This is a genomic window from Kribbella qitaiheensis (assembly GCF_042657745.1).
Lineage (GTDB): Bacteria > Actinomycetota > Actinomycetes > Propionibacteriales > Kribbellaceae > Kribbella > Kribbella qitaiheensis.
Window position 1 is genome coordinate 1 of record NZ_JBHSKE010000057.1, and the last position, 20,730, is coordinate 20,730.

Annotated in this window: 19 protein-coding genes, 1 tRNA gene and 2 pseudogenes; 11 read left to right on the forward strand and 11 right to left on the reverse strand. The window is 65.9% G+C overall.

The window, feature by feature from the left end:
• Positions 1-1,223: 1,223 nt before the first annotated feature.
• Entirely contained in the window at positions 1,224-2,531 is a 1,308-nt protein-coding gene (locus ACFPJ1_RS33335; protein ID WP_380110119.1) for an NAD(P)/FAD-dependent oxidoreductase, read from the forward strand.
• Positions 2,532-2,543: 12 nt separating this feature from the next.
• Here the strand turns inward: ACFPJ1_RS33335 and ACFPJ1_RS33340 are convergent.
• The 3 genes and pseudogenes from ACFPJ1_RS33340 to ACFPJ1_RS33350 form a co-directional block, all read right to left on the reverse strand.
• A pseudogene (locus tag ACFPJ1_RS33340) lies at positions 2,544-4,897 on the reverse strand (GH92 family glycosyl hydrolase).
• 64 nt (positions 4,898-4,961) lie between these two features.
• A complete protein-coding gene (locus ACFPJ1_RS33345) occupies positions 4,962-5,627 on the reverse strand; it encodes a response regulator (protein ID WP_380110121.1) in 666 nt (221 codons plus the stop codon).
• Entirely contained in the window at positions 5,624-6,763 is a 1,140-nt protein-coding gene (locus tag ACFPJ1_RS33350; RefSeq protein ID WP_380110123.1) for a sensor histidine kinase, read from the reverse strand. Before ACFPJ1_RS33350 ends, ACFPJ1_RS33345 begins: the two co-directional genes overlap by 4 nt.
• Positions 6,764-6,866: 103 nt before the next feature.
• Between ACFPJ1_RS33350 and ACFPJ1_RS33355 the strand changes: the two genes are divergently transcribed.
• The 3 genes from ACFPJ1_RS33355 (at position 6,867) to ACFPJ1_RS33365 (ending at position 8,153) form a co-directional block, all read left to right on the forward strand.
• Entirely contained in the window at positions 6,867-7,373 is a 507-nt protein-coding gene (locus ACFPJ1_RS33355; RefSeq protein WP_380110126.1) for a glycine cleavage system transcriptional repressor, read from the forward strand.
• The gene (locus ACFPJ1_RS33360) at positions 7,370-7,936 is read left to right on the forward strand and encodes a peptide deformylase (RefSeq protein ID WP_380110128.1); all 567 of its coding nucleotides are present in this window, start codon (positions 7,370-7,372) and stop codon (positions 7,934-7,936) included. Before ACFPJ1_RS33355 ends, ACFPJ1_RS33360 begins: the two co-directional genes overlap by 4 nt.
• A gap of 136 nt (positions 7,937-8,072) precedes the next feature.
• Positions 8,073-8,153 (forward strand) — tRNA-Leu (locus ACFPJ1_RS33365).
• Positions 8,154-8,336: 183 nt separating this feature from the next.
• On the opposite strand, the pseudogene ACFPJ1_RS33370 reads toward ACFPJ1_RS33365, so the two are convergent.
• Positions 8,337-8,522: pseudogene (locus tag ACFPJ1_RS33370) on the reverse strand (tyrosine-type recombinase/integrase); the annotation flags it as partial.
• A 163-nt stretch (positions 8,523-8,685) separates the two neighbouring features.
• Here ACFPJ1_RS33370 and ACFPJ1_RS33375 point away from each other — a divergent pair.
• Positions 8,686-9,258 carry a UTRA domain-containing protein gene (locus ACFPJ1_RS33375; RefSeq protein ID WP_380110130.1) on the forward strand — a complete coding sequence of 191 codons (573 nt, stop codon included), beginning with the start codon at positions 8,686-8,688 and terminating at the stop codon, positions 9,256-9,258.
• Positions 9,259-9,786: 528 nt separating this feature from the next.
• Here the strand turns inward: ACFPJ1_RS33375 and ACFPJ1_RS33380 are convergent.
• Entirely contained in the window at positions 9,787-10,158 is a 372-nt protein-coding gene (locus ACFPJ1_RS33380; RefSeq protein ID WP_380110133.1) for a hypothetical protein, read from the reverse strand.
• 95 nt (positions 10,159-10,253) lie between these two features.
• Entirely contained in the window at positions 10,254-10,736 is a 483-nt protein-coding gene (locus tag ACFPJ1_RS33385; protein WP_380110135.1) for a hypothetical protein, read from the reverse strand.
• 699 nt (positions 10,737-11,435) lie between these two features.
• On the opposite strand from ACFPJ1_RS33385, the gene ACFPJ1_RS33390 reads away from it, so the two are divergent.
• Complete coding sequence (locus ACFPJ1_RS33390) at positions 11,436-12,569, forward strand: FAD-dependent oxidoreductase (RefSeq protein ID WP_380110137.1); 1,134 nt, start codon at positions 11,436-11,438, stop codon at positions 12,567-12,569.
• Positions 12,570-12,691: 122 nt separating this feature from the next.
• The gene (locus tag ACFPJ1_RS33395; protein WP_380110139.1) at positions 12,692-13,126 is read left to right on the forward strand and encodes a VOC family protein; all 435 of its coding nucleotides are present in this window, start codon (positions 12,692-12,694) and stop codon (positions 13,124-13,126) included.
• Between the two features lie 110 nt (positions 13,127-13,236).
• On the opposite strand, the gene ACFPJ1_RS33400 is transcribed toward ACFPJ1_RS33395, so the two are convergent.
• Positions 13,237-13,719 carry a hypothetical protein gene (locus ACFPJ1_RS33400; RefSeq protein WP_380110141.1) on the reverse strand — a complete coding sequence of 161 codons (483 nt, stop codon included), beginning with the start codon at positions 13,717-13,719 and terminating at the stop codon, positions 13,237-13,239.
• A 392-nt stretch (positions 13,720-14,111) separates the two neighbouring features.
• Here ACFPJ1_RS33400 and ACFPJ1_RS33405 point away from each other — a divergent pair, with 392 nt between their 5' ends.
• Both ACFPJ1_RS33405 and ACFPJ1_RS33410 read left to right on the forward strand, forming a co-directional pair.
• A complete protein-coding gene (locus tag ACFPJ1_RS33405; RefSeq protein ID WP_380110143.1) occupies positions 14,112-14,303 on the forward strand; it encodes a hypothetical protein in 192 nt (63 codons plus the stop codon).
• 235 nt (positions 14,304-14,538) lie between these two features.
• Entirely contained in the window at positions 14,539-14,982 is a 444-nt protein-coding gene (locus ACFPJ1_RS33410; protein WP_380110146.1) for a HEAT repeat domain-containing protein, read from the forward strand.
• Positions 14,983-15,058: 76 nt separating this feature from the next.
• Here ACFPJ1_RS33410 and ACFPJ1_RS33415 read toward each other — a convergent pair whose 3' ends face one another.
• The 3 genes from ACFPJ1_RS33415 to ACFPJ1_RS33425 all read right to left on the reverse strand — a co-directional run bounded on the left by ACFPJ1_RS33415 (position 15,059) and on the right by ACFPJ1_RS33425 (position 18,476).
• Positions 15,059-15,415 carry a VOC family protein gene (locus tag ACFPJ1_RS33415; RefSeq protein ID WP_380110147.1) on the reverse strand — a complete coding sequence of 119 codons (357 nt, stop codon included), beginning with the start codon at positions 15,413-15,415 and terminating at the stop codon, positions 15,059-15,061.
• A 209-nt stretch (positions 15,416-15,624) separates the two neighbouring features.
• Positions 15,625-18,024 carry a DUF4132 domain-containing protein gene (locus ACFPJ1_RS33420; RefSeq protein ID WP_380110149.1) on the reverse strand — a complete coding sequence of 800 codons (2,400 nt, stop codon included), beginning with the start codon at positions 18,022-18,024 and terminating at the stop codon, positions 15,625-15,627.
• A 56-nt stretch (positions 18,025-18,080) separates the two neighbouring features.
• The gene (locus ACFPJ1_RS33425; RefSeq protein ID WP_380110151.1) at positions 18,081-18,476 is read right to left on the reverse strand and encodes a hypothetical protein; all 396 of its coding nucleotides are present in this window, start codon (positions 18,474-18,476) and stop codon (positions 18,081-18,083) included.
• 87 nt (positions 18,477-18,563) lie between these two features.
• On the opposite strand from ACFPJ1_RS33425, the gene ACFPJ1_RS33430 reads away from it, so the two are divergent.
• Positions 18,564-19,136: a GNAT family N-acetyltransferase gene (locus ACFPJ1_RS33430; protein ID WP_380110153.1), complete on the forward strand. Its 573-nt coding sequence runs from the start codon at positions 18,564-18,566 to the stop codon at positions 19,134-19,136.
• 437 nt (positions 19,137-19,573) lie between these two features.
• Entirely contained in the window at positions 19,574-19,918 is a 345-nt protein-coding gene (locus ACFPJ1_RS33435; protein WP_380110156.1) for a VOC family protein, read from the forward strand.
• Positions 19,919-20,325: 407 nt separating this feature from the next.
• Here ACFPJ1_RS33435 and ACFPJ1_RS33440 read toward each other — a convergent pair whose 3' ends face one another.
• Positions 20,326-20,730 carry a DUF1003 domain-containing protein gene (locus ACFPJ1_RS33440; RefSeq protein ID WP_380110159.1) on the reverse strand — a complete coding sequence of 135 codons (405 nt, stop codon included), beginning with the start codon at positions 20,728-20,730 and terminating at the stop codon, positions 20,326-20,328.

A 20,730-nucleotide genomic window follows, 5' to 3' on the forward strand; every position in this document is an offset into this window, starting at 1 on the left:
CCTTCAGGGATGACCCACACCACCCCGACCAGGGAAGGAACGCAGCTATCCCGGAGCCGCTGAGGGGTGTGGCGACAAGGCCCAGGGAGCTCGTCCGCCCAGATGTTCGGCAGGCTCCTCCGCCCAAACGTTCGGGGAGCTGCCTTGCCCGGGAGCTCGGAGAGTTGCCTTGCCGGGACGTTCGGGGTGTTCCACTGCCCGGGCCAGCGGGACTCCCGAAAACCGGCACTTTGTGCACCACCTGAGCAGATCCCGGCGGCCTGGGCACTCAACTGGTGCACTAGGTCGGGGATCGCGCACACCAAGTCGCGACCGCACCCCGTCGGCCCCCCAGCCCGACGACCGGCCGTCCGCTGACGGGTTGTTCGGCCGCTGGCGCCTTACTTGCCGCCAGTGGTCGAACAACCATCCAGCGGACCCCCGAAATGAGCCACACGCCGCCGACCAGGCCGCCCAACCGGCCAACAAACCCGCCAGTGGTCGAACAACCCGGCAGTGGTCGAACAACCCGCCAGGGCCACCTTCGCATCGGCACAACCACTAGCCGCCCAGGCGAAATCTGCCGCCCACCGGGGCGAAAACCCGCCCTCGAGGCGGCTGGCGTACCGGCCGACAGGAAGTAGTCGCCGCACACGCCACCGCGGCGGGCACCGCACGCCTGGAATCTCCGCGATCCGCCCGGTACTGCCTGTCACTCGGTACACGCCACCCCCGAAAACACCACCTCTACCCGGCTCAGACCTCTCCGCGGGATCCGAGTAGCTGCGTCCTTCCCTGGTCGGGATGGGGTGGGTCAAGAGTCGGAACTTGTTCCGATCCCGAAGGGACGCGAAGCGCTCTTGACGCACACCAGCACGACTAGCACCATCACGCAGCGGAGACCGCGAATCACCCCCGCCTATGCCATGGGTACAACGGCGCGCTCTACCCGGATGGGACGGCGCACTCCGTCGGGTGAACTGGCTGTCCGTTGGGCGGGATCACCTGGCCCATGTACGTGGATTCTCGTGCTGGTCTTGCGGTTGTGTATCGGGTGGCGAGACGGTGGTTCCGGCTTGTAGGTGTGGGCGGGGATAGGCCGCAGGATGGAGCGAAGAGGTCCCTTCCCGGAGGGGCTTCCCGGTGGATGAGATCACCCGGAAGAGGGATTGTGAAAGTTTTCACGAGCCCGCTATCCTAAAGTGGACATGAAGTTTAGACGGCACTCAGGGAGAGTGAAGAGCATGGCAGCCCAGGTACCGCACATCCTCGTCGTCGGGGGCGGTTACGTCGGGATGTACACCGCGTACGGCCTGCGCAAGGCCGCTCGCCGGGGCAAGATCCGGGTCACCGTGGTCGACCCGCGCTCGGTGATGACGTACCAGCCGTTCCTGCCCGAGGCGGCGGCCGGCTCGGTCGAACCGCGGCACGTGGTGGTGCCGCTGCGCAAGACGCTCAAGGGCTGCCGCGTGGTCACCGGACGGGTGACGGGGATCGACCACGCCAACAAGGTCGCCAAGGTGATGCCCGAGGAGGGACCGGACTACGAGCTCGCCTACGACCAGGTAGTCGTGGCGCTCGGCTCGATCGCCCGGACCCTGCCGATCCCGGGATTGGCCGAGGAGGCAACCGGGTTCAAGAACGTCGAGGAAGCCATTGCCCTGCGCAACAAGGTGCTCGACCGGCTGGACGTCGCGTCGTCCCAGCCGGACCCGGCGCTGCGCAAGTCGGCGCTGACCTTCGTCTTCGTCGGCGGTGGGTACGCCGGTGTCGAGGCGTTCGCGGAGCTCGAGGACATGGCCCGCTACGCCACCCGGTACTACGACAACATCCAGCCCGACGACATGCGCTGGGTGCTCGTCGAGGCGACCAACCGGATTCTGCCCGAGGTCGGCCCGGAGCTCGGTCAGTACACGGTCGAGCAGCTCCGCAAGCGCAACATGGACATCAAGCTGGAGACCCGGCTGGAGTCCTGCGAGAAGGGTCGCGTGATCCTCAGCGACGGCGACGAGTTCGACTCCGACACGATCGTCTGGACCGCCGGCGTGAAGGCGAACCCGGCGCTGGCCAGCACCGGCTTCCCGCTGGACGAGAAGGGCCGGGTCAAGTGCCTGCCGAACCTGCGGATCGAGGGTGTCGAGGACGCCTGGTCCGCCGGTGACAACGCGGCCGTGCCCGACCTCACCTCCGAGACCGGCGCGTACTGCGCCCCGAACGCCCAGCACGCGGTCCGCCAGGCGCGCCGCCTCGCGGCGAACATCCTGCGGGTGGTCGACGGGGAGCAGCCGCAGGATTACAAGCACAAGTACGTCGGCTCGGTGGCGAGCCTCGGCCTGCACAAGGGCGTCGCCCAGCTGTACGGCGTGAAGGTGAAGGGCTGGCCGGCCTGGTTCCTGCACCGGACGTACCACGTCTCCCGAGTCCCCACCTTCAACCGCAAGGCCCGGGTCATCCTGGACTGGACGCTGGCGCTGTTCTTCCGCCGCGAGGTCATCAGCCTCGGCAGTCTCCAGACCCCGAACGAGGAGTTCCGCCGAGCCACCGGCTCCTAGGGGCCTGGGCGACTAGTGGTCTAGTGGAGCGGTTCCCCAGCTAGAGGGTGCCGCTCCCATCCGCGCGCTGATCCGGCCGCCGTGAGTGATGAACGACTCCGGCAGCCAGGACTCGGTGCGCGGTTTGCCGTTCAGCGTCAACGACTGCACGTACTGGTTGGCGTCCGACGTCTCCGGAGCCTCGACAGTCAGCCGTACTCCGTTGCTCCGGTTCAGCTCGACCTTCGGGAACAGGGGACTCCCGACCAGCAGTTCCGCCCGGCCCGGCGTCTGCGGGAACAGCCCGATCGCGGCGAACACATACCAGGCCGACAACGTCCCCAGATCGTCGTTCCCAGGCAGCCCTGACGGTCCGGTGCCGTAGACGGTGTCGACGATCTCCCGAGTGGTCGCCTGCGTCTTCGACGCCACACCCAGTCCGTTGTAGAGCCACGGAGTGTGCAGTCCGGGCTCGTTGGTCGGGTCATACCTGAGCGCGCTCCCGCCCTTGACCGCCCAGTTCCCGGCGTCGTCGTGGAAGAACCCGTCCAGCCGCTTTACTGCGCTGCCGTTCATCGCCGCCGCCAGACCAGAGACGTCCTGCGGGACCATCCACGTATAGGTCGCGCTCGATCCCTGCGCGAAGCCGACATCGCTCGACGGGGTGAACCCGGGCTGCCAGGTCCCGTCCGCCTTCCGGGCCCGCTGGTATCCCACGGCCGGGTCGAACGTGTTCTTCCACCAAGTCCCACGCTCTGCCAGCTCGCCAGAAGGCTGGCCGAGCCGCATGCCCCATTGCGCCAGAGAGAAGTCGGCGAGAGAGTTCTCCAGCGTCTCGGCGGCACCACCCCAGCAGTGGCAGGCATCTTGCGGCGCGTACTGCTTCGCCAGGTATGTGTCGAGCGCAGGTCGTTGCCCGGTGCATTGTCCGGGGCAACCGCCGGCGTTCTCCGCCTCGGCATTCTGGACCGTTGCCTGGTGCACCAAAGAGGCATAGGCGCCCCGGGCATCGAAGTTCCGCACGCCCATCGCCGCAAACGTCGCGAGAGTCGGCGCCGCCGGATCGCCCGTCATCACATGGGTGGCGCCGTTGTTGTGCAGCCAGCGGTCCCAGACCCCCTTGTTCTGCTGGGCGAACTGGTACATCGACTGCGCGAAGTCACCCGAGATCTCCGGCTTCAGCAATGCCAGCAACTGGATGTGCGCCCGATACTGATCCCACCCCGAGAACGTCCCGTACTGCGCTCGCTGCCCCTTGGCCAGGCGGTGAATCTGCTGGTCGCTGCCTAGGTAGCGCCCATCGACGTCGTTGAGGATGTTCGGCTGCAGCATCGAGTGGTGAAGCGCGGTGTAGAAGGTGGTTCGCTGTGCGTCCGTTCCACCGGAGATCCGGATGCTCTGCAGTTCCTTCTTCCACCCCTGGTAACCGTCGGAGGCGATTCGGTCGACGGTCGCGCGACGTTTGACCTCGGCCGCGAGGTTCTGCTCGGCGCCGGCCAGGCTCACGTAGGAGATGCCGATCCGCATCCGGACCTTGGCGCCGGGCGTGAAGCTCACGTAGCCGCCGGATCCGCGACCCAGCCGATCCGCGCCGGTCGCATACCCTTCACCGCCGGTTGTCGTCGTGCTGCCCGGGCTGACGGTACTGTCCTTCCAGGTGCCGGTGGCAACCACCGGCTGATCGAACGACGCGGTGAAGTAGAGCCGGTAGTAGGACTTCCGGTTGTTCGTTCCACCGTTCGCCCGGCGGCCGCAGAACGCGCCGGTCAGCACGGACCCGGTCACCTTCCGCGTCGCCGGGTCGATCGAGATCTCCGCGTCCTCGCTTCCGTTCAACGAGTTCGACGTGCGGAAGAGAGATTGGCCGGGCCGGTGGTGGGGAACCCGAACTCACCGACACCCGCGCGGGTGGTGACCGCGAAGTCAGACTTCACCCCGTTCACCAGCGTGACCGTGTACCGGCCAGGCTTCGCGACTTCCTGCGCGTGGCTGAAGTTGCTCGCGTACTTCGCGTCGGTGGTGTCCGCCGTCGGCGACGAGTCCACCTCCCCGACGTACGGCATGATCGGGACGTCGCCGGCCGCGCCCGGGTTGCACCCCGCGCCGTTCACGTGGGTGAGGCTGAACCCCCGCACCCGCGTGGTGTCGTACTGGTAGCCGTTCGCCGCGCCGGTGCTCGTCTGGTCGCCGCGGGTGCTCGTCGAGCTCCACGAGATCATCCCGAACGGGCGGACTGCTCCCGGCCAGGTGTTCCCGTCCCGGGCGGACCCGATCAGCGGATCGACGTACGCCGCGGGGTCCTTGACCTGCTGTGGAGTCTGTACGGCGTACGCCGGGGCGGCGGGGACGAGCAGGGCTAGAGCGAGACCTGTGGCGAGCAAGCGCATAGTGGAGCCTTCCGGGGGCGGACGGACTCACTCCGGCTAGTCGGGCGGGGTGACGTCCGAGTGATCAGCGGCTGTCGTCCAGGAGACCGGCATCATGCACCAGCAGCGCGATCTGCACCCTGTTGTTCAGATCGAGCTTGGTCAGGATCCGCGACACGTGCGTCTTCACCGTCGGCACGCTCAGGTAGAGCGTCGCGCTGATCTCCGCGTTCGACTTGCCCTCGCCGACCGCGACGGCGATCTCGCGCTCCCGGTCGTTCAGCCCGTCCAGCCGACTGGTCGCCTTCGTCTTGCGCTGGTCGTGCCCGGACGCCGCGACCCGCGTGATCAGCCGCTTCGTCACCGTCGGCGACAACACCGGCTGCCCGCCGGCGACCCGGCGTACCGACTCGACGATCTCGGCCGGCGGGGTGTCCTTGAGGACGAACCCGGCCGCGCCCGCGCGGAGCGCGCGCAGTACATGCTCGTCGGCGTCGAACGTGGTCAGGATGACCACCTCCGGCGCGCCTGGACGGGACCGGATGGTCTCGGTCGCGGTCAGGCCGTCGGTGCCGGGCATCCGGATGTCCATCAGCACGACGTCGGGGGAGAGCCGGTCGATCAACCCCTGGACGCCGCCGCCGTCTCCCGCCTCGCCGACCACCCGGATGTCCGCGGCGCCGCCGAGCATCATTTTCAGCCCGGCGCGCAGCAGCGGATCGTCGTCCACGATCAACACCCGAATGGTCATGCGGGCCACGGTAGCCAGGCGGCGAGCCGGAACTCGCCCTCGGGGGTCCTGCCGTGCTCGAGGCGCCCGTCGACCAACTGGGCCCGCTCCTGCAGACCGATCAGACCCTGCCCTTCCCCGGGTCGCCAGCCGCCCGCCGGGTTCTTGACCTCCACGTTCAACCCGTTGCCAGGAGCACCAACCACCCGGATCCGGACCGGCTCGCCCGGCGCGTGCTTGAGTGCGTTGGTCAACCCTTCCTGCACGATCCGGTACGCCGTACGCCCGACGTGGTCCGGCGGACTGCTGGGGGCGTCGAAGTGCAGGTCGACGGGCAACCCGGCGCGGCGGGAGTCCTCGACCAGCGCCGGGAGGTCCGCGAAGGTCGGCTGCGGCAGCTCGCCGACGGGCGCGCGCAGTACTCCGATCACCTCGCGGAGGTCCTGCAACGCCTGGTGCGCGCTGGCCCGGATGATCTCTGCAGCTCCGGCGACCTCCGTGGTGGTCGCGTCGGGGCGATAGGCCAGGGCACCTGCGTGCACGCTGAGCAGCGACAACCGATGGCCGAGCACGTCATGCATCTCCCGAGCGATCTCCTCCCGAGCCCGCATCTGCGCCTGCTGCGCCTGCAACCGCGCCACTGTCTCCGCCCGATCCGCACGATCCCTGAGCGTCTGGACCAGTTGGCGACGGGACCGGATGTAGAAGCCCCAGCCGGCTGTGGCCAGGTAGAACGCGACCGCGAAGCCGATGGTGAGCCCCAGTGGGTCGTCCTTCTGGCGGACCTGGACATAGATGAGCAGGCAGAGCGCGTTCACGCCGAAGACCATCCAGGTCGTCCGCCAGGGCCGGTGGATGGCGACCGTCAGCATCAACAGCAGCGTGGCCACGCCCGCGGTGTCGGAGAAGGTCGAGATGACCGCCGCGACCAGCGCCAGCTGGACCGGCCAGCGCCGGCGGAACCAGAGCGTGAGGCACAGTGCCATCCCGGCGTAGAAGTCGAGCGCGAGCAGGTCCGGCGAGATCGGGTCTTGCTTGCCGTCGTCGTACAGGAGGAGGCCGCAGAACACCGCGAAGACGAAGGCCAGGGTGTCCACGACCCAGTCGCGCGCGCTGCGCCTCGGACGGCGTGCGCTGCGGGTGTCGGTACCGGCCATAAGTCGAATCTAGCCAGCTCAGGGCGCCTCCGGGGCTCGCACGGCCCGTCCGGATACCGAAGTCGTGCGGAGTCGAGACTTTGGTCCGGGTAGGTTTCCGCCCATGAGTCAGCTCGCCGTCACCGTCATCGGCCCGGACCGCCCGGGCATCATCGCCGACGTCACCGAGGCCCTCGCACAGGCCGGGGTCAACCTCGAGGACTCGACCATGACGCTCCTGCGCGGCCACTTCGCGATGATGATCGTCTGCTCGGGGTCCCTGCCCGAGGTGAAGGAGGCGGTCGAGCCGCTCCGCGGGGAACTCGTCATCACGGTGCGCCAGATCGGTCCGGAACACGCCCACGCACCGATCGGACCGCCGTACATCCTCAGCGTCCACGGCGCCGACCGCCCGGGCATCGTCTCCGCGGTCACCCGAATGATCGCGTCCGTCGGCGGCACCATCACCGACCTGACCACCCGGCTCAGCGGTCCCCTGTACGTCCTCACGGCCGAGGTCGAGCTCCCGCCCAGCGCCGCGCTCGGCATGCTGCAGCGGGCTCTCGAGATCACGGCCGAGGAACTCGGCGTGGGCGTCACCCTGCGCCCGGCCGAGAGCGACGACCTGTGACTCTCGGCCACCTCAACCAAACTCTGGCCAGCTGGAGCCCCGCCCAGCTAGGCATCACCGGCGACGTCCTGGAGGTGATCCACGCCCCGCACCCAGTACTCGCCACCGACGGCGCCGAGGTCGACCCCCTCGACCCGATGATGGTCACCCTCGCCGCCGACCTGGTCGCCACTATGCGCGTCTCACCCGGCTGCGTCGGTCTGGCTGCACCTCAGGTGGGTATGGCTGCGCGGATGTTCGCCCTGGACGTGACGGGCCACCCCAAGACCCGTACCTGCCACGGCGTTTTCGTCCTCTGCAACGCCGTCGTAGTCGAGGCCACCCGCCGGGAAAAGGCCCGCGAAGGCTGCATGTCCGTCCCCGACCTCACCGGCGACGTCAAACGAGCCACCCGCCTGACCGTCACCGGAGTACTCCCAGGAACCGAGGACGAGGTAACCCTCACCACCGACGCCTTCGAAGCCCGAGCCGTACAACATGAAATAGACCACTGCACGGGGTTGCTCTTCCTGGACCGCGTGGCAGGCGCCCACGCGATCTACCCGCGCAAGGTCTACCTGTAGGTGGGCCGCCGGGGCGCGAGCGGCGTACGGGCGCCTTCCAAGTGTGGACCAGCGAGGCGACCCCCTAGCCGACCCAACTCATCCTTACCCTGTGTCTGTAGGGAGCATCTGCTTGTAGGGTGCTCCTCTGGTTCCTGCCCGGGTGGCGGAACGGCAGACGCAGCGAGCTTAAACCTCGCAGCCGAAAGGCATACGGGTTCGAATCCCGTCCCGGGCACAACGCTCTGACCTGCACAAACGCGGGCCGGAGCCTGGATGCGGACCGCAGATAGCTGAATCCAGTTGCAGACCTAGTTGCAGTCACCACCAATGGCGTCATGTCCACAGCGCCCTTCCGATGCGGTCCGCAGCGTCCCGCGCGAGCTTGTTGGTCACGTGGGTGTACCGCTTGGTGACTGTTAGCGTGCCCGAGCAGCTCCTGGACGTCGCGGATGTCAACGCCCTGCTCGAGCAGCAGAGTCGCCGCAGTGTGCCGGACGTCATGCGGGCGAGCGTCGCGGAGGCCGGCCGCCTTGAGCAGGTTCTTCCATTCCTGCCAGTCCTTCCGCGGGTTGATCGGTCGGCCATCGGGCGCTGCAAACACGAGATCCCGGTCCTCCCACTGGTCTCCCGGCCGCTAGACGCTCGATCGCCTGGCTAGCCTTCTGGAGCTTGAGCAACGGGATCAATGGTGGCGGGATAGGGATGAAGCGGGTCTTTCCGCCCTTCGGTTCCCGAAACTGCCATTCTCCGCCGATACGCTCAGGACAATGACGACCGTGGCGCGTGCAGGCAGTAATGCATTCGGCTCTGTGATATATGGACGAGCCCGCGCCGACAAGAAGCTCCTGTCATCCGACTTCGAACACCGGATCGTCTTCGCCGGTCGGCAAACAGTTCCGCAGCACATCGCCGAGGCGATGAACATTGCCCCGGGTACGGAGGTCGTAGTACGGCGCCGAAACCTCTACGACAAAGCTGACGGTCGTCCGGAAGAGGTCGGTGCCAGCTACATCCCGGTCGAGATCGCCGGAGGCACCTACCTCGAGGAGCCGACTGTCGTTCCGAAGGCACTGTTTCTCTGCGTCGAAGACCTCAGCGGCAAGCTCTACGCCCAGGCCCGCGACGCATGGGTGTCTCGACTGCCGACGGCTGAGGAGAGTGACATCCTCAACCTGGCACCCGGCATACCGGTCCTCCATGTCGTCCACACCGCGCGCAGTGCAGACGGTGATGTCCTCGAAGTCTCCGAGTCGGTTTGGCCGGCCGATCGCGTGATGCTCATCGACGAGTACGAGATCACCGCCGAAGCCGAGCAGCCAAACGCACAGTCCGAGATCTAGGAGGACCGATGACGGAGAAGCCTGAGTGGATGTGGCGCCATGCAACCGACCTTCGGAATCACTGGTGGTGGCGCCCAGGTTGGCGGTCGGGACGCGCTTCTACGCCTTCCACCTCACGGTTGGCGATTCTGAAAGTCTCGCCGATCTTGCTGTGCAGTATCAGAAGGCGATTCGGCCTATCCGAGGGTTCGACCTGATCCCGCGCGAATGGCTTCACGTAACCATGCAAGGTCTCGCGTTCGTAGACGATATCTCCCCCTAAGACCTCTCGTCGGTGGCGAAGGCAAGCCGCGCCGCACTTGACACGTAACCGTCAATTGTTGCTCGCCAGTTGAGGACCTGGAGTGGCCTCAGTAAGCGGCTCTACGAACGACGGCTCCGGGATGCCGAGGATGGCCTTGAAGCTTCGGCATCCCGGAGCACTTTCCATGGCGTCGAGGGTCGGACTCGATACTTCGCGGGCCACCAATGCGCCCCAAGCTTTTTCAGAAGCCCGCCAATCCTGACCGTTCCGCGCGACCTCTAAGCTCAGCCGACCGGAACTGCCGTGACCTCGAAGTGTGCTTCGAAGGTCCCAGTCTCGTCGGTTTCGGAGACGTCTGAGGTGCAAGTGATGAGGTCTGGGCTGTTGGCGTCCTTGCCCCCGGCCCAGGTCTTGGACTCGCTGAACGGTTCGGGTGTTCCACCAGTCGGCGTGAAGGTGCCCTCAATGGAGAACGTCACGGCGTGGTATTTGGTGTCATCGATCCAGCCGTTGCGGCCCGCGGTGACGATCAGCGTGTTCTCGCCATCACAGACCCACTCCTCGGGGGACCTTTGCTGCGGTTGCGCAGCCGCCGGCACTGCTGTCCCAATAAGGGCGATCGTCGACACGACGCCCGCGATCAGCATCTTGCGCATGACACTGCCTCCTTCCCAGAACTGTCGTACTTTTTCGTCGTGCCCACTGCCAGCGCCCGGCGCGGGAGCTGGCGGGGTGAGTTCCCCCGGAAGGCCTAGTGACAGTGGAAGAACTCGTTGACCGTGCCGTCGGGCCGGACGTTGAAGTGATTCACTTGGTTGGTGCGGATCGTTGACCCGTCCGAGCCGGTGGCGTGGAGGTTGAACGTGAACGTGCCGTTCACGGTCGCCCCGTTGGCGTTGAAGCCTCCCCAGATCGTGACCTTGCCGGTGTAGGTCGGCAGAGTCGGGTCGTCGAGCGGCACCGCGACGAAGGTGCCGGTCTGGGTGAAGGTGTCGTGCTCGCGGCCGTCAGCGAAGATGGTCGAGTGCATGACGAGGTTGGTGGTGGTGGTGATGGTGTAGAGCGGTCCTTCGTCCGAGCAGATGGGATCGGGAATCACATCGACGAAGGTCTCGACGAGGTTCTTCTGGGTGGTGGTCTCGGTGACCGGTGGCGCGCCGCCGAACGCGGGCGCTCCAGTGAACAACAGGCCCGCGATCAGCAGGCCGACCATCAGTAGCAGGCGACGAAGCATTCCATGCCCCCTCTTGCGATATGGAGCTCTGTGCGCCGGGCGGTTGTGACGTTACTCGCGCCAGGCCGAGGGAACCAGGGCTGATCCGGGGCGACGCCAGCGACTCCTGACGAGCTGACCGACGCCCATGGGGTTGAAGTAGTCAGCCCGTGGTCGTAGTTGCACCGGTAGTTGCAGTTCACCCCGATCCGCGCACGTTCCCAGGGATACAACAACCAGGTGACTAGCGCAGTGCGGACCGTGACGAACCGCGCCGGACAGAGGCTGGTCGAACTTAAACCTCGCAGCCGAAAGGCATACGGGTTCGAATCCCGTCCCGGGCACACTCCGCTCCGACCTGCGGTCAGACAACAGATCTACGACACGACAGGTGCCCGGCGGTCCGGGCGGCCGGGCAGCCCGGGCAGCCCGGGCACGAACCTCCCACATGCCGATGTGCGGATGGTGGCGGGAAACTGTGCTGACGCGGTGGCCGTCGGTGGCACGTTAACGGCGACGCGGCCAACCTCTCGAGCAGGGTGGGTGGCATGAGAGCACCCCCTGGCGCGAGCGCATCATGGAGAGGATTCTTGGACTCATCGCCCGCTCGTTTCGTCACCACCCGGCGAAGGATCCGAGGCCAGGCCCACAGATGGCCCGCCGTGCGCTGTCGAGGGGCCGTGGATAACTCGCGTTCTGGCCGCACCTTCAGGAGACACGATGCCGGACCGGACGGATCTGCTGATCGTCGGCGCGGGGCCTTATGCCTACTCTGCGGCCGCCTTTGCCCGTGACAACGGCATCGAGACCAGGATCGTCGGCCACCCGATGGATTTCTGGCGGAGACAGATGCCGGGTGACATGTTCCTGCGTTCAGGCTCCGACTGGCATCTCGACGGAAGCGGCGAGCACACGTTCGAGGCATTCTTCGAGGATCGGGGAATGCGACCCGAAGACTTCGACCCGATCCCGATCTCGGTCTTCCTCGACTACACGGAGTGGTTCCGCGAGTGCAAGTGGCTCGACGTCGACGAGCGCCTCGTGACCGGCCTGACCACGTCGACCGCAGGCTTCGTGGCAACGATGGACGACGGTGCGAAGATCACCGCGGACAAGGTACTCGCTGCACCCGGCGTCGGCTATTTCCTCAACCTGCCGGAGTGGTACGCCGATGTCCCCCCGGCTCGTCGCTCGCACACGTGTGAACTGGTCTCGTTCGATTCGTTCGCAGGTGCCCGGGTTGTGATCATCGGCGGCCGGCAAAGCGCCTACGAATGGGCGGCGTTGCTGTGTGACCACGACGTCGAGCATGTGGACGTGGTGCATCGCCACAGCACGCCGAGGTTCGCCAAGGTGAGCTGGGGCTTCGTCGACCAGTACGTGGACCAGACGCTGACACACCGGGGATGGTGGCGAGGACTCTCGGTCGAGCGGCAGCGAGCAATCGCTGCCGAGTTCTGGCAGGTCGGGCGTCTCACCTTGGAGCCCTGGCTTGTGCCGCGGATCCCTGACGCCGTCGTGACCAGTCATCCTGGGTGTGCGGTGGTCGACACGGCAGTCGGCGAACACGACGTGACGCTGACTCTCTCCGATGGCGCGGCGCTGACAGCCGATCATGTGGTTTTCGCTTCCGGCTACCGGGCTGACCTTGCTCGCGTGCCTTACTTGGGCGGTGTTGTGGATCGGGTCTCGATAACTGAGGGGTTCCCCGACCTGACCGAGGGCCTCGAGACGTCCCTGGCCGGGCTCTACCTGACAGGGTTCGCGTCGACCCGCGATTTCGGCCCCTTTTACGGGTTCACCAAGGGGTGCCCGTCGGCCGCACGCATCGCCATCGCCGACATGATGCGATGACTGAACCCGGATTGTCGATGGCCTCTCGGCACCTCCTCGTGGAACGCATTCATCTGGCGCGATCCGCGCGGTCTGCCGATGACAGCGCGTTCGGGTCCTCCGCTACGTCTAGGCTGCTGGTTGTGTTGACCAATCGCTCGGCGCCTCCGGCCACCGTGACACCAGTGCTTGTCTACCCCGATGTCCGCGCTGCGGTTGCCTGGCTGGCAACGGCGTTCGGCTTCGAGGAGCGAGTCCGCATCGGCGAGGCGCACCGGGCTCAACTGCGGGTTGGCGAGGACGGTGCCCTCGTCATCGCGGACGTCCACGGCCAGCAGGTCCCACCCAGCGCGGGAAGTGTCACACATGTGATCAAGATCCGCGTGCCCGACGTGGACGCCGCCTTCGTTCGAGCCCGCGAGGCTGGGGCGCGAGTGATTGAGGAACCGACGAGCCATGAGTACGGCGAGCGCTCCTGCATGCTGGAGGACCTTGCCGGTCACCGCTGGGAGCTGACCCAGACCGTGCGCGATGTCGCGCCGGAGGCTTGGGGTGGCATCACCGTCGCTCCCTGGTGACACCCGCAAGAACACCTCACCCGCGCTGCGTACCTGGCCGGCCTCGCGAATTCGCATGTTCGGATGTCCGCACATGCCGCGATGCGCTCGCGCCTAGATGAGTGCGTTGATCACACCGCCGGAACGTGAGCCCTCACGGCGGCACGCATCTCGTCCTCGACTGAAAGTCGACCATCCGGGCTGGTCTCGTGGTCTCGACGGTCGAGCAAGGTCACGAGCGTGCGGTCCAACGGCCCCTGGTCTTCCCACGCCGGGATGCGGACGTAGAAAGGCCCCTCGAAGAAGTGGAGGGCGAGGTTCCAGTACCCGAACGCGGTCAGCAGCAGTCGGTACTCGTCATCCTCATCCGTGGGCACAGGCACGCGGATCCCGTACTCCGCCAGCAGTTCGCGTATCTGGGGCTCAGCGTCACTTCGGATCACTCCCCGCTCAAGCGAAGCCACTTCGACCGTCGCTGAGCCGGTGAAGCCGGCCGCGACCAGATCCTCGGCGAGAACGACGGCATCTTCGACGCGAAGCCCTTCGGATAGGACGAACTCGACGGCCACGCGGTGGAGACGGGCAACGAGCTCCCGGCCCACGGTCTCAGTCATGGACGGGATCATCTCATCGGACCAGACGCACGCACATGCCGCGATCCGCGCGGTAGCCGATGACTGTGCACCCGTCCTGGATACTGACCCGGTGATCGCCTTGCCGCACGATCCCTCAGGACTGTCCAAAGCCACATGGACGGAAGCCGACTTCCCCGACATGGGATGGCACGACTGCCGAGTTCATGCCGTCAGCATCGGGGAGTACGAAGACGACACGCTTCCGCCCGCCAGGCTGCTGCTGGACCTCGACTACATCGTGCGGTGGGTGGAGCCTCAACGAAGCAACCGGCATTTCACCTTCTGGATCGCACCCGCAACGCTCGTGTTCGAACGGGCCTGGAACATTACTGGCCAACTCGGGCCACTCCACGAGGTCATGGAGATCTCCGATGTCCACCGGCTCGATCCGCCACAGCAACGCAGAGCCGCTGTGGCACATCGAGGGCCAGAACTTCGAGCTCCGCCTCCGAGCCCCTGGCTACACCCAATATCTTCGAATGCCGCCGCAACACGTTTCCCGGCAGATCCTCACTTCGGCCGAACGCGGCGGGATCAGCTTCGCGCAGCAGTCTTTCGCGTGACAGCGATGCACGGATCTGCCGCTGTTCGCGCTCACGCCGGATCCGTTATCTGGGAGTGGGTCCGGAGATCCACTTCACCGCGCCACATGCGCCGTCGATGAGGACCATCACGTTCCCGCCCCGGCTATTAACGGTGGAGCGAACCGACCAGTCGCCGTAGTGGCGATACGCACCGAAGGGCCCGTCCCAGGGGAGTCCCCGTTCCTGAGCGGCTCCGCTCGCGACTTCCAGCGCCGTGTCTCGGCTGATCCAACTGTGCGAGAACGGCAACAGCCATCGGATCAACTTGTCCACCAGTCGAACGTACCCGCACGGCTGGCAGCGCTGGCACACCAAACGTCCGGATCTGCCGCCGTTCGCGCGTGGCATGAGTCTCATGCGCAAGCACGACCCTCAGTTGCAAGAGGACGGCTTCGGACTTGTGCAAGAGGTTGCAGCCGAACGCCTCGACGACCTCATCGCCGCATACGGCGTGGAGCAGGACCATGGGATGAAGTGCTGGCTGCTCGAACTCATAGGCGAAGTTCGGTCTCCTGCGGCACTACCGGTGCTGTCCAATGCCCTGACCGGCCAGGATCAACTACTTCGCGACTGGGCTCGACGTGGGCTGGAGCTGCTGAACACCAAGGAGGCGCGGACGCTCTTGTGGCAAGAGCAGCAAGACCAGCCACCTCGATGACGGACTCTCATGCCGCAGGTAGGAAGGCGCGGGCAGCCGATGAGTGCGAACGCTACGCCGAGGGCTCCCTTCTGGATCATTCCAGACAAAGGCAGAAGGGGTGACCTGCAGGGTCCAGGAAGACCCTGTAGGACGTACCGGGCTGGTCCGGATGTTTGGTTGCGCCGAGATCGATCACTGCCGCCTCGGCTGCGTCGAGGTCGTCAACGAGCATGTCGAGGTGCATCTGCTTGGGCCGCTTCTGGGTCGGCCACGTCGGCGGCGTGTAATCAGCCACCCGGTGGAAGGCGATGCACTGGCCGTCCTCAGGGCAAACCGAAGCCCGGTCGGTGGAGACGTCGATCTTCCAATCCAGCATCGCGCCGTAGAACCTGGCGAGCGCACCAGGATCGGGACAGTCGATAGCGATGAGGGGCAAGCGAGCGATGGCCATGCCGGCCAGGATATCGACGATTGCGGTTGGAGCACGTCCCGATTCCGCAGTGACGTGCCGGCGCTGTTGACCGTCGTACGTCCGCTCAGTAGCCGCAGTGGGCGCCGCCGATTGTCGTTATCGTGGCGCCCACCGCGGCGGTTGCGTGCACTGTTGAACCATCGTGTCGCTCGATGGTCAGAGGTTGTGAGTCGTTCTGCCGCCGGGAGTCAGTGGTGGTTGATCTGAGCGGTGATCGTGGTGTCTTTGATCGCGGTGTCGTTCGCGAGCAGGAACGCCTTGCTGAGGACCAGGCTGAGAACGGGGTCGTCGTCGAAGGGGAGGAACAGCTTGTTGGCCTGGCTGTCGCGGGCGGCAACAATGCAGAGGTACTGGTCGTTCGGTGACATGAGGATGTTGCCGCTTCCTAAATGGATGCGGTACGTGCGGAGGTTGCCGCGCACTCTGAGGTATCGGTCCTCGAGTTCACACCGGTCGGCGATGGCCAGACGCGGTACGAGTTGTTCGAGGACCTCGCGGCGGATCTCGCCTGCAGCGGACAGTTCGCCGAAGCTGTAGGTATGCCAGTACGTCTCGAAGCGGCGCTCTGCACCGCGGTCGAGCCACTCCGGATCGGCACCGATTGATGTCACCCCGACGAACAAGTCGACGTCACGTATCGCTTCGGTGAGGACGAGTGGTGGCACATTGGCGAGTTCGATCGTGTCATCGCCTTGGATGTCGACGAACCGCACCTGATCGCTCGTGCAGTACGGGTAGAGATCGCTGGTGGTCGGTTGGTGATCGAGGATCGGATCGAAGAAGAACTCGGCACGGATCCCGACCGTGTCGTAGGTTCGCCGTGCGACGCCGTGGTCGATGCCGTCGTCCCACCACGCGACTGCAACCGGCGTCCACCCACGCCCTTTCATCAGGGCGCGAGCCTGGACCTGCCCGAAGATGTGGCCGGCGAAGCGGTTCGAGTACACGCGGGTCCGCTCTTCGGCAGGCGTCAGCACGTAAAGCTCGCGGAATGCTTGCTTGAGCGGCTGAACGACCTGCTGCTCGAGCAGATAGCGTCGCCAGGCGCGAACCTCGTCAGCGGTCGCGTGGATCGGGTGCCAAAGCCGCACCTCCGCATCAGGCGGAATCGCGACCTGCCGACCCGAACTCGTGACCGCGGTCGCGGTATCGCGCGGGATTCCGACGACGCTCTGTCCTTGCTGTGTGCTGAAGGCCCATACCAGCGTGCGTGTCAGTCGGCCGGTGATCGGATGGTCCAGGTACCAAGTGCGCCACTCGTCGAGCGGCCAGCGGCGGTCGAGGGCCATCAGGCCGTCCAGCCGCAGGCGCTCGCCTGCGATCGTCTTGCGGATCGCCTTGAGGTCACCGCGGATCGCAGCAAGCGTTTCGGCATCAGCCTGCTTCACGTCCGCCGGAACCGACTTCCGTGGCGTCTGGTTCTCATCGATGTAGACAAGTGATGCCGTTCGTCCGTCCACGACGATCACGGCGGATCCCCGCGACAGCGATACGCAGCGTTCGCCATCCTTGTCGAGGTCATGTGTTTCGACGGCGCGTTCCAGAAGTTGCTCGCGTGTCATCCCTTGCGCGGAAGCCAGTGCGTCGATGGCCTTACGGACTTGCTTCAGCAGCGTCCCGTGCCGAACGGAACGCTCGAGCGCGAGCAACTCGGTGATCGACGACGGGGCGCCGATATCGGCCATCGCCTGCGCTGATGCGTTGGCGAGTCGAAGGCTTCGTGGACTGCCGAACTGACCTCCGATCACGGTCACACTCTTGACGGCAAGTCGCCGTAGCTGCGGCAAGAGCGCCGGGTCACCCAGAAGCCCTGCGATCGTGACAACTCCACACAGGAAGGACTCGTTGCCTGCGGAAGCGTATCGCGTCACGGTGTAGAGCCGATCGTTGTAGGTGTGCTCCGTGTTGGTCTCGGCCGCGTCGAGGGCTGCATCGAGGAGCGCACTGACCAGAGCCACGGGCCAGGACAACTTGCCGCGTACGCGCGCAACCTCGGCGAGCCACTTCTTCGAAGGCCGGCCGCTGGTGGGAAACGCCGCAAGGAGATCAAGCGCCGTCGCACGCGCCCCGATCGATTCGTCAGCCGTCTCGAACGCGGCTCGCAGCCCAGGGCCGATGTCATCACCCTCGTCGATCAAGTCGACGCGGATCCCATCGCTAGGGCCTACGAGCTTCCGCAGCCTGGTCGCCGTGGCTGTGTCTTCAACCTCCTCGGCCGCACGCCCAAGCAGTGGTTTCAGCCGTTCCTTCTCCGCGCCGGGCAGCGCAGCGTATGCGTGTTCGATTTGGCGGCTCATCAAGCGGAGGCACTCGCTACTCCACCCCGACTCGGGCAGCTCGAGCTGCACAAGCCGCGGGGTCAGCAGCCGCTCGATGTGCTCCGCCGACAGCTCCACGCGCTTCCGCGCGATCACCGACAGCAGCTGGACGCTGCTATAACTATCTACTCGGTCAGAGACGCTCAGAATGCACTCCCGCCTAAGCGCTTCCGAGCCTTGCAGGATCGCTTGAACCTGCGGCAGCGCCCGAGCGTCCGGCTTGGTCGTCCAAGACCGACCGTGAAGGGCGTGCAGCGCAGCCGCGACCATCGTGGCGGCCCCACCATCGCTCCGGTCAGGCACACCATCGCTTGCCCGCGCCACGCTCAGCCACCGACCAGCTGAACAAGGCGGACGAAACGGATGTCAGAGTCCGCAGTCAACTCAAGTTCCTCTTCAGGTTCGGTCACCTGCCGGTCGTCGACAAGCACGAAGAACCCGTTGCGCTCGAATGCCTCGATCGCCCGATCAGCCTGCCGCTCCCAATCGAGCCGCCGCTGCTTCGGCAACCGGAACCCCTCACCAGTCGCCAATCCTCCCTCGGGCATCACCAAACCCGTGAACACGGGCTGCGGAGCAGCGTTGAAGCGCGCCACTTCCTCCCGAACACGTGTCCGCACAAGATCGCGAAGCGTGATCCTGCTCGAAACACCCTCAAGCAGCGTTGTCGCACCGACCCGGCCATTGCCCGACACATCGATGATCTTCACTGTGATCGACACCGACGCAGCATAAACAGTCAACCGCTCATTCAGACGCCGCCGAGGCCGTTGCCCGGCCGCCTCTCATGACAAGGCAAAATGGCCCGCATGTCGTTGCCCACCCCCACGCTGTACACCGCCCGCCTGCGATTGCGCCCCGTGACCAGCGCGGACGCGGATGCCCTCTTCGCGCTGCACAGCAGCGCCTACGTGCTGCGCTACTGGGACTCGCCACCCTGGAGCGAACGTGCGCGCGCCGAGCGCTTCATCGCGGCGTGCGAGCAGATGGCTGAGGAAGGGAGCGGGGCACGGCTGGCCATGGATCGTGTTTCCGATGAGACGTTCATCGGCTGGTGCAGTCTGACCCGATGGAACCCCGACTATCGCAGCGCGTCGATGGGCTACTGCCTCGACGATGCGGCATGGGGCCACGGATACGCGACGGAGGGCGCGCGCGCCTTGCTGCAGTGGGCATTCGACACGCTGGACCTGAATCGAGTCCAGGCCGAGGCTGATACGCGCAACGCGGCATCTGCCCGCGTTCTGGAAAAGCTCGGATTCGTGCGTGAGGGGACGTTGCGGGAAGACTGCGTCGTGAACGGCGAGGTGTCGGATTCGTGGGTGTACGGGCTGATCCGGCGGCAGTGGCGGCCGTCGTCCGGACCGGATTTCGGCCGCTGAATGCTCTTCGCCTGCGAGTGGGCGCCCGGCCTCTTGACAAGCGGACGTCGGCCGCAGGTCCTCACGGGTTGACGGCCTGTGGAGCGTGGCAGGCGGCAGACTCTCGGCACAAGGTGGCGCCGGGCACACCTCGCGTGATCGACCTCCGCGCCCTTCGGGTGAACGCGGACTCGCGTCGCCGGCGCCGCTGACGCCGCACGGACCAAACGCACTCAACTGCCGCGATGCGTGCGGTCATGCCGACGACAGCGCGGCGCGCCCGGTACCGTCGATCCGTGAGCCAGGACGGGCGACGACCGAGGCGTTTGGGATGAGCTCTGGGACCGACTGTGTCACCAAGGCACCGTCTACGGCGCTAGTTATGCAGCTCCCCCCGCCCTCGCGAGGATGGCCGCGCGGCATTCACCAGCGGGCTACGTTGAACCACACTGATCATCATGAGTCTTTCCCTGATGAACGTCACGGTCGATTGTGACGTGCCACCCGGCCCGGTCGCCCGCTGGTGGGCCACCGCGTTCGCTGCGAAACTCGACGGCGACTGGGGCACTGCGGCGCGGGTGAACCTGCCCGCCGACGGAGCACCACGTCTGCTGTTCATCCAAGTCCCGGAACCGAAGCACGGAAAGAACCGTGTCCATCTCGATCTGCTTGCCGACGACCGCGACAAGGAGGTGAAGCGCCTCACGGGTCTGGGTGCGACCGTCGTCGCTCGCCACGACGAGTCAGGCGAGTCCTGGACGGTCATGCGAGACCCGTACGGTAACGAATTCTGCGTGAACTGAACGCTTGCGCGAAACGTACGCATCTGCCGGCAGATGGTGCGCCCGACTGCCGAGTGCGTCAGCGAATTCTCCAACTAGGCTCGGGCACATGCCTGCGTTCGCCCGTTGCTCCTCACCGGCGGCCCTGCTGTCGGCAAGACCGTGACCGCACGAGCCCTGGCGGAGTCAACAGTGCGATGCGCATACATCGACGTCGACGACGTACGCCAGCCCGTGAAGACCGGCGGCGCCGCACCCTGGGACGGAGAGGAAGGGCGCGCACAACACAAACTCGGTGTCCGCAACGCGGCGGCGTTGGCAGCGAACTTCAGAGCCGACGGATTCAAAGTCACGATGAGTGGCTTGGCCGCGCATCTGGGTCGGTCATCGATCCAGACCGCGCTGCCAAGAAACGCCCGCTGGTGGGGCTAGGAGTGGGGCTGGTCGACGAGGCGTTGGTGTAGTTCTTTGGTGAGGGAGTGGATCTGGCGGGTGATGTCGGTGTTGGTCTTCAGCTCGAGTTCTTGCGCGTTGAAATCGTGATCGGCCTTGGCCTGCTGGAACGTGGCCTGGCGGTTCTGTCCGATCATGACGAAGGTCGACAGGAAGATAGCCTCGAGGGACACGACGAGGGTGAGCATCGGCCAGGGCTTGGACTCGAGGAAGATCATCCAGACCGCGAAGACGACGATGTGGACGTACACGAACGGCATGGAGCCGGCGTACGACGTGATCGCGTCGGCGATGCGTACCTGGATATCGGCGGCCCTCTGAGCCTCTTGTGCGAGGACTGCAGGGTGGTGCGGTTTGGTCTTCTTCGGTGTGGTGTCCAT

Coding starts and splice junctions, on each gene's coding strand:
- ACFPJ1_RS33335 (WP_380110119.1), top strand. CDS start 1,224: ATGGCAGCCCAGGTACCGCACATCCTCGTCGTCGGGGGCGGTTACGTC.
- ACFPJ1_RS33345 (WP_380110121.1), bottom strand. CDS start 5,627: ATGACCATTCGGGTGTTGATCGTGGACGACGATCCGCTGCTGCGCGCC.
- ACFPJ1_RS33350 (WP_380110123.1), bottom strand. CDS start 6,763: ATGGCCGGTACCGACACCCGCAGCGCACGCCGTCCGAGGCGCAGCGCG.
- ACFPJ1_RS33355 (WP_380110126.1), top strand. CDS start 6,867: ATGAGTCAGCTCGCCGTCACCGTCATCGGCCCGGACCGCCCGGGCATC.
- ACFPJ1_RS33375 (WP_380110130.1), top strand. CDS start 8,686: ATGACGACCGTGGCGCGTGCAGGCAGTAATGCATTCGGCTCTGTGATA.
- ACFPJ1_RS33380 (WP_380110133.1), bottom strand. CDS start 10,158: ATGCGCAAGATGCTGATCGCGGGCGTCGTGTCGACGATCGCCCTTATT.
- ACFPJ1_RS33385 (WP_380110135.1), bottom strand. CDS start 10,736: ATGCTTCGTCGCCTGCTACTGATGGTCGGCCTGCTGATCGCGGGCCTG.
- ACFPJ1_RS33390 (WP_380110137.1), top strand. CDS start 11,436: ATGCCGGACCGGACGGATCTGCTGATCGTCGGCGCGGGGCCTTATGCC.
- ACFPJ1_RS33400 (WP_380110141.1), bottom strand. CDS start 13,719: ATGACTGAGACCGTGGGCCGGGAGCTCGTTGCCCGTCTCCACCGCGTG.
- ACFPJ1_RS33405 (WP_380110143.1), top strand. CDS start 14,112: ATGTCCACCGGCTCGATCCGCCACAGCAACGCAGAGCCGCTGTGGCAC.
- ACFPJ1_RS33415 (WP_380110147.1), bottom strand. CDS start 15,415: ATGGCCATCGCTCGCTTGCCCCTCATCGCTATCGACTGTCCCGATCCT.
- ACFPJ1_RS33420 (WP_380110149.1), bottom strand. CDS start 18,024: ATGGTCGCGGCTGCGCTGCACGCCCTTCACGGTCGGTCTTGGACGACC.
- ACFPJ1_RS33430 (WP_380110153.1), top strand. CDS start 18,564: ATGTCGTTGCCCACCCCCACGCTGTACACCGCCCGCCTGCGATTGCGC.
- ACFPJ1_RS33435 (WP_380110156.1), top strand. CDS start 19,574: ATGAGTCTTTCCCTGATGAACGTCACGGTCGATTGTGACGTGCCACCC.
- ACFPJ1_RS33440 (WP_380110159.1), bottom strand. CDS start 20,730: ATGGACACCACACCGAAGAAGACCAAACCGCACCACCCTGCAGTCCTC.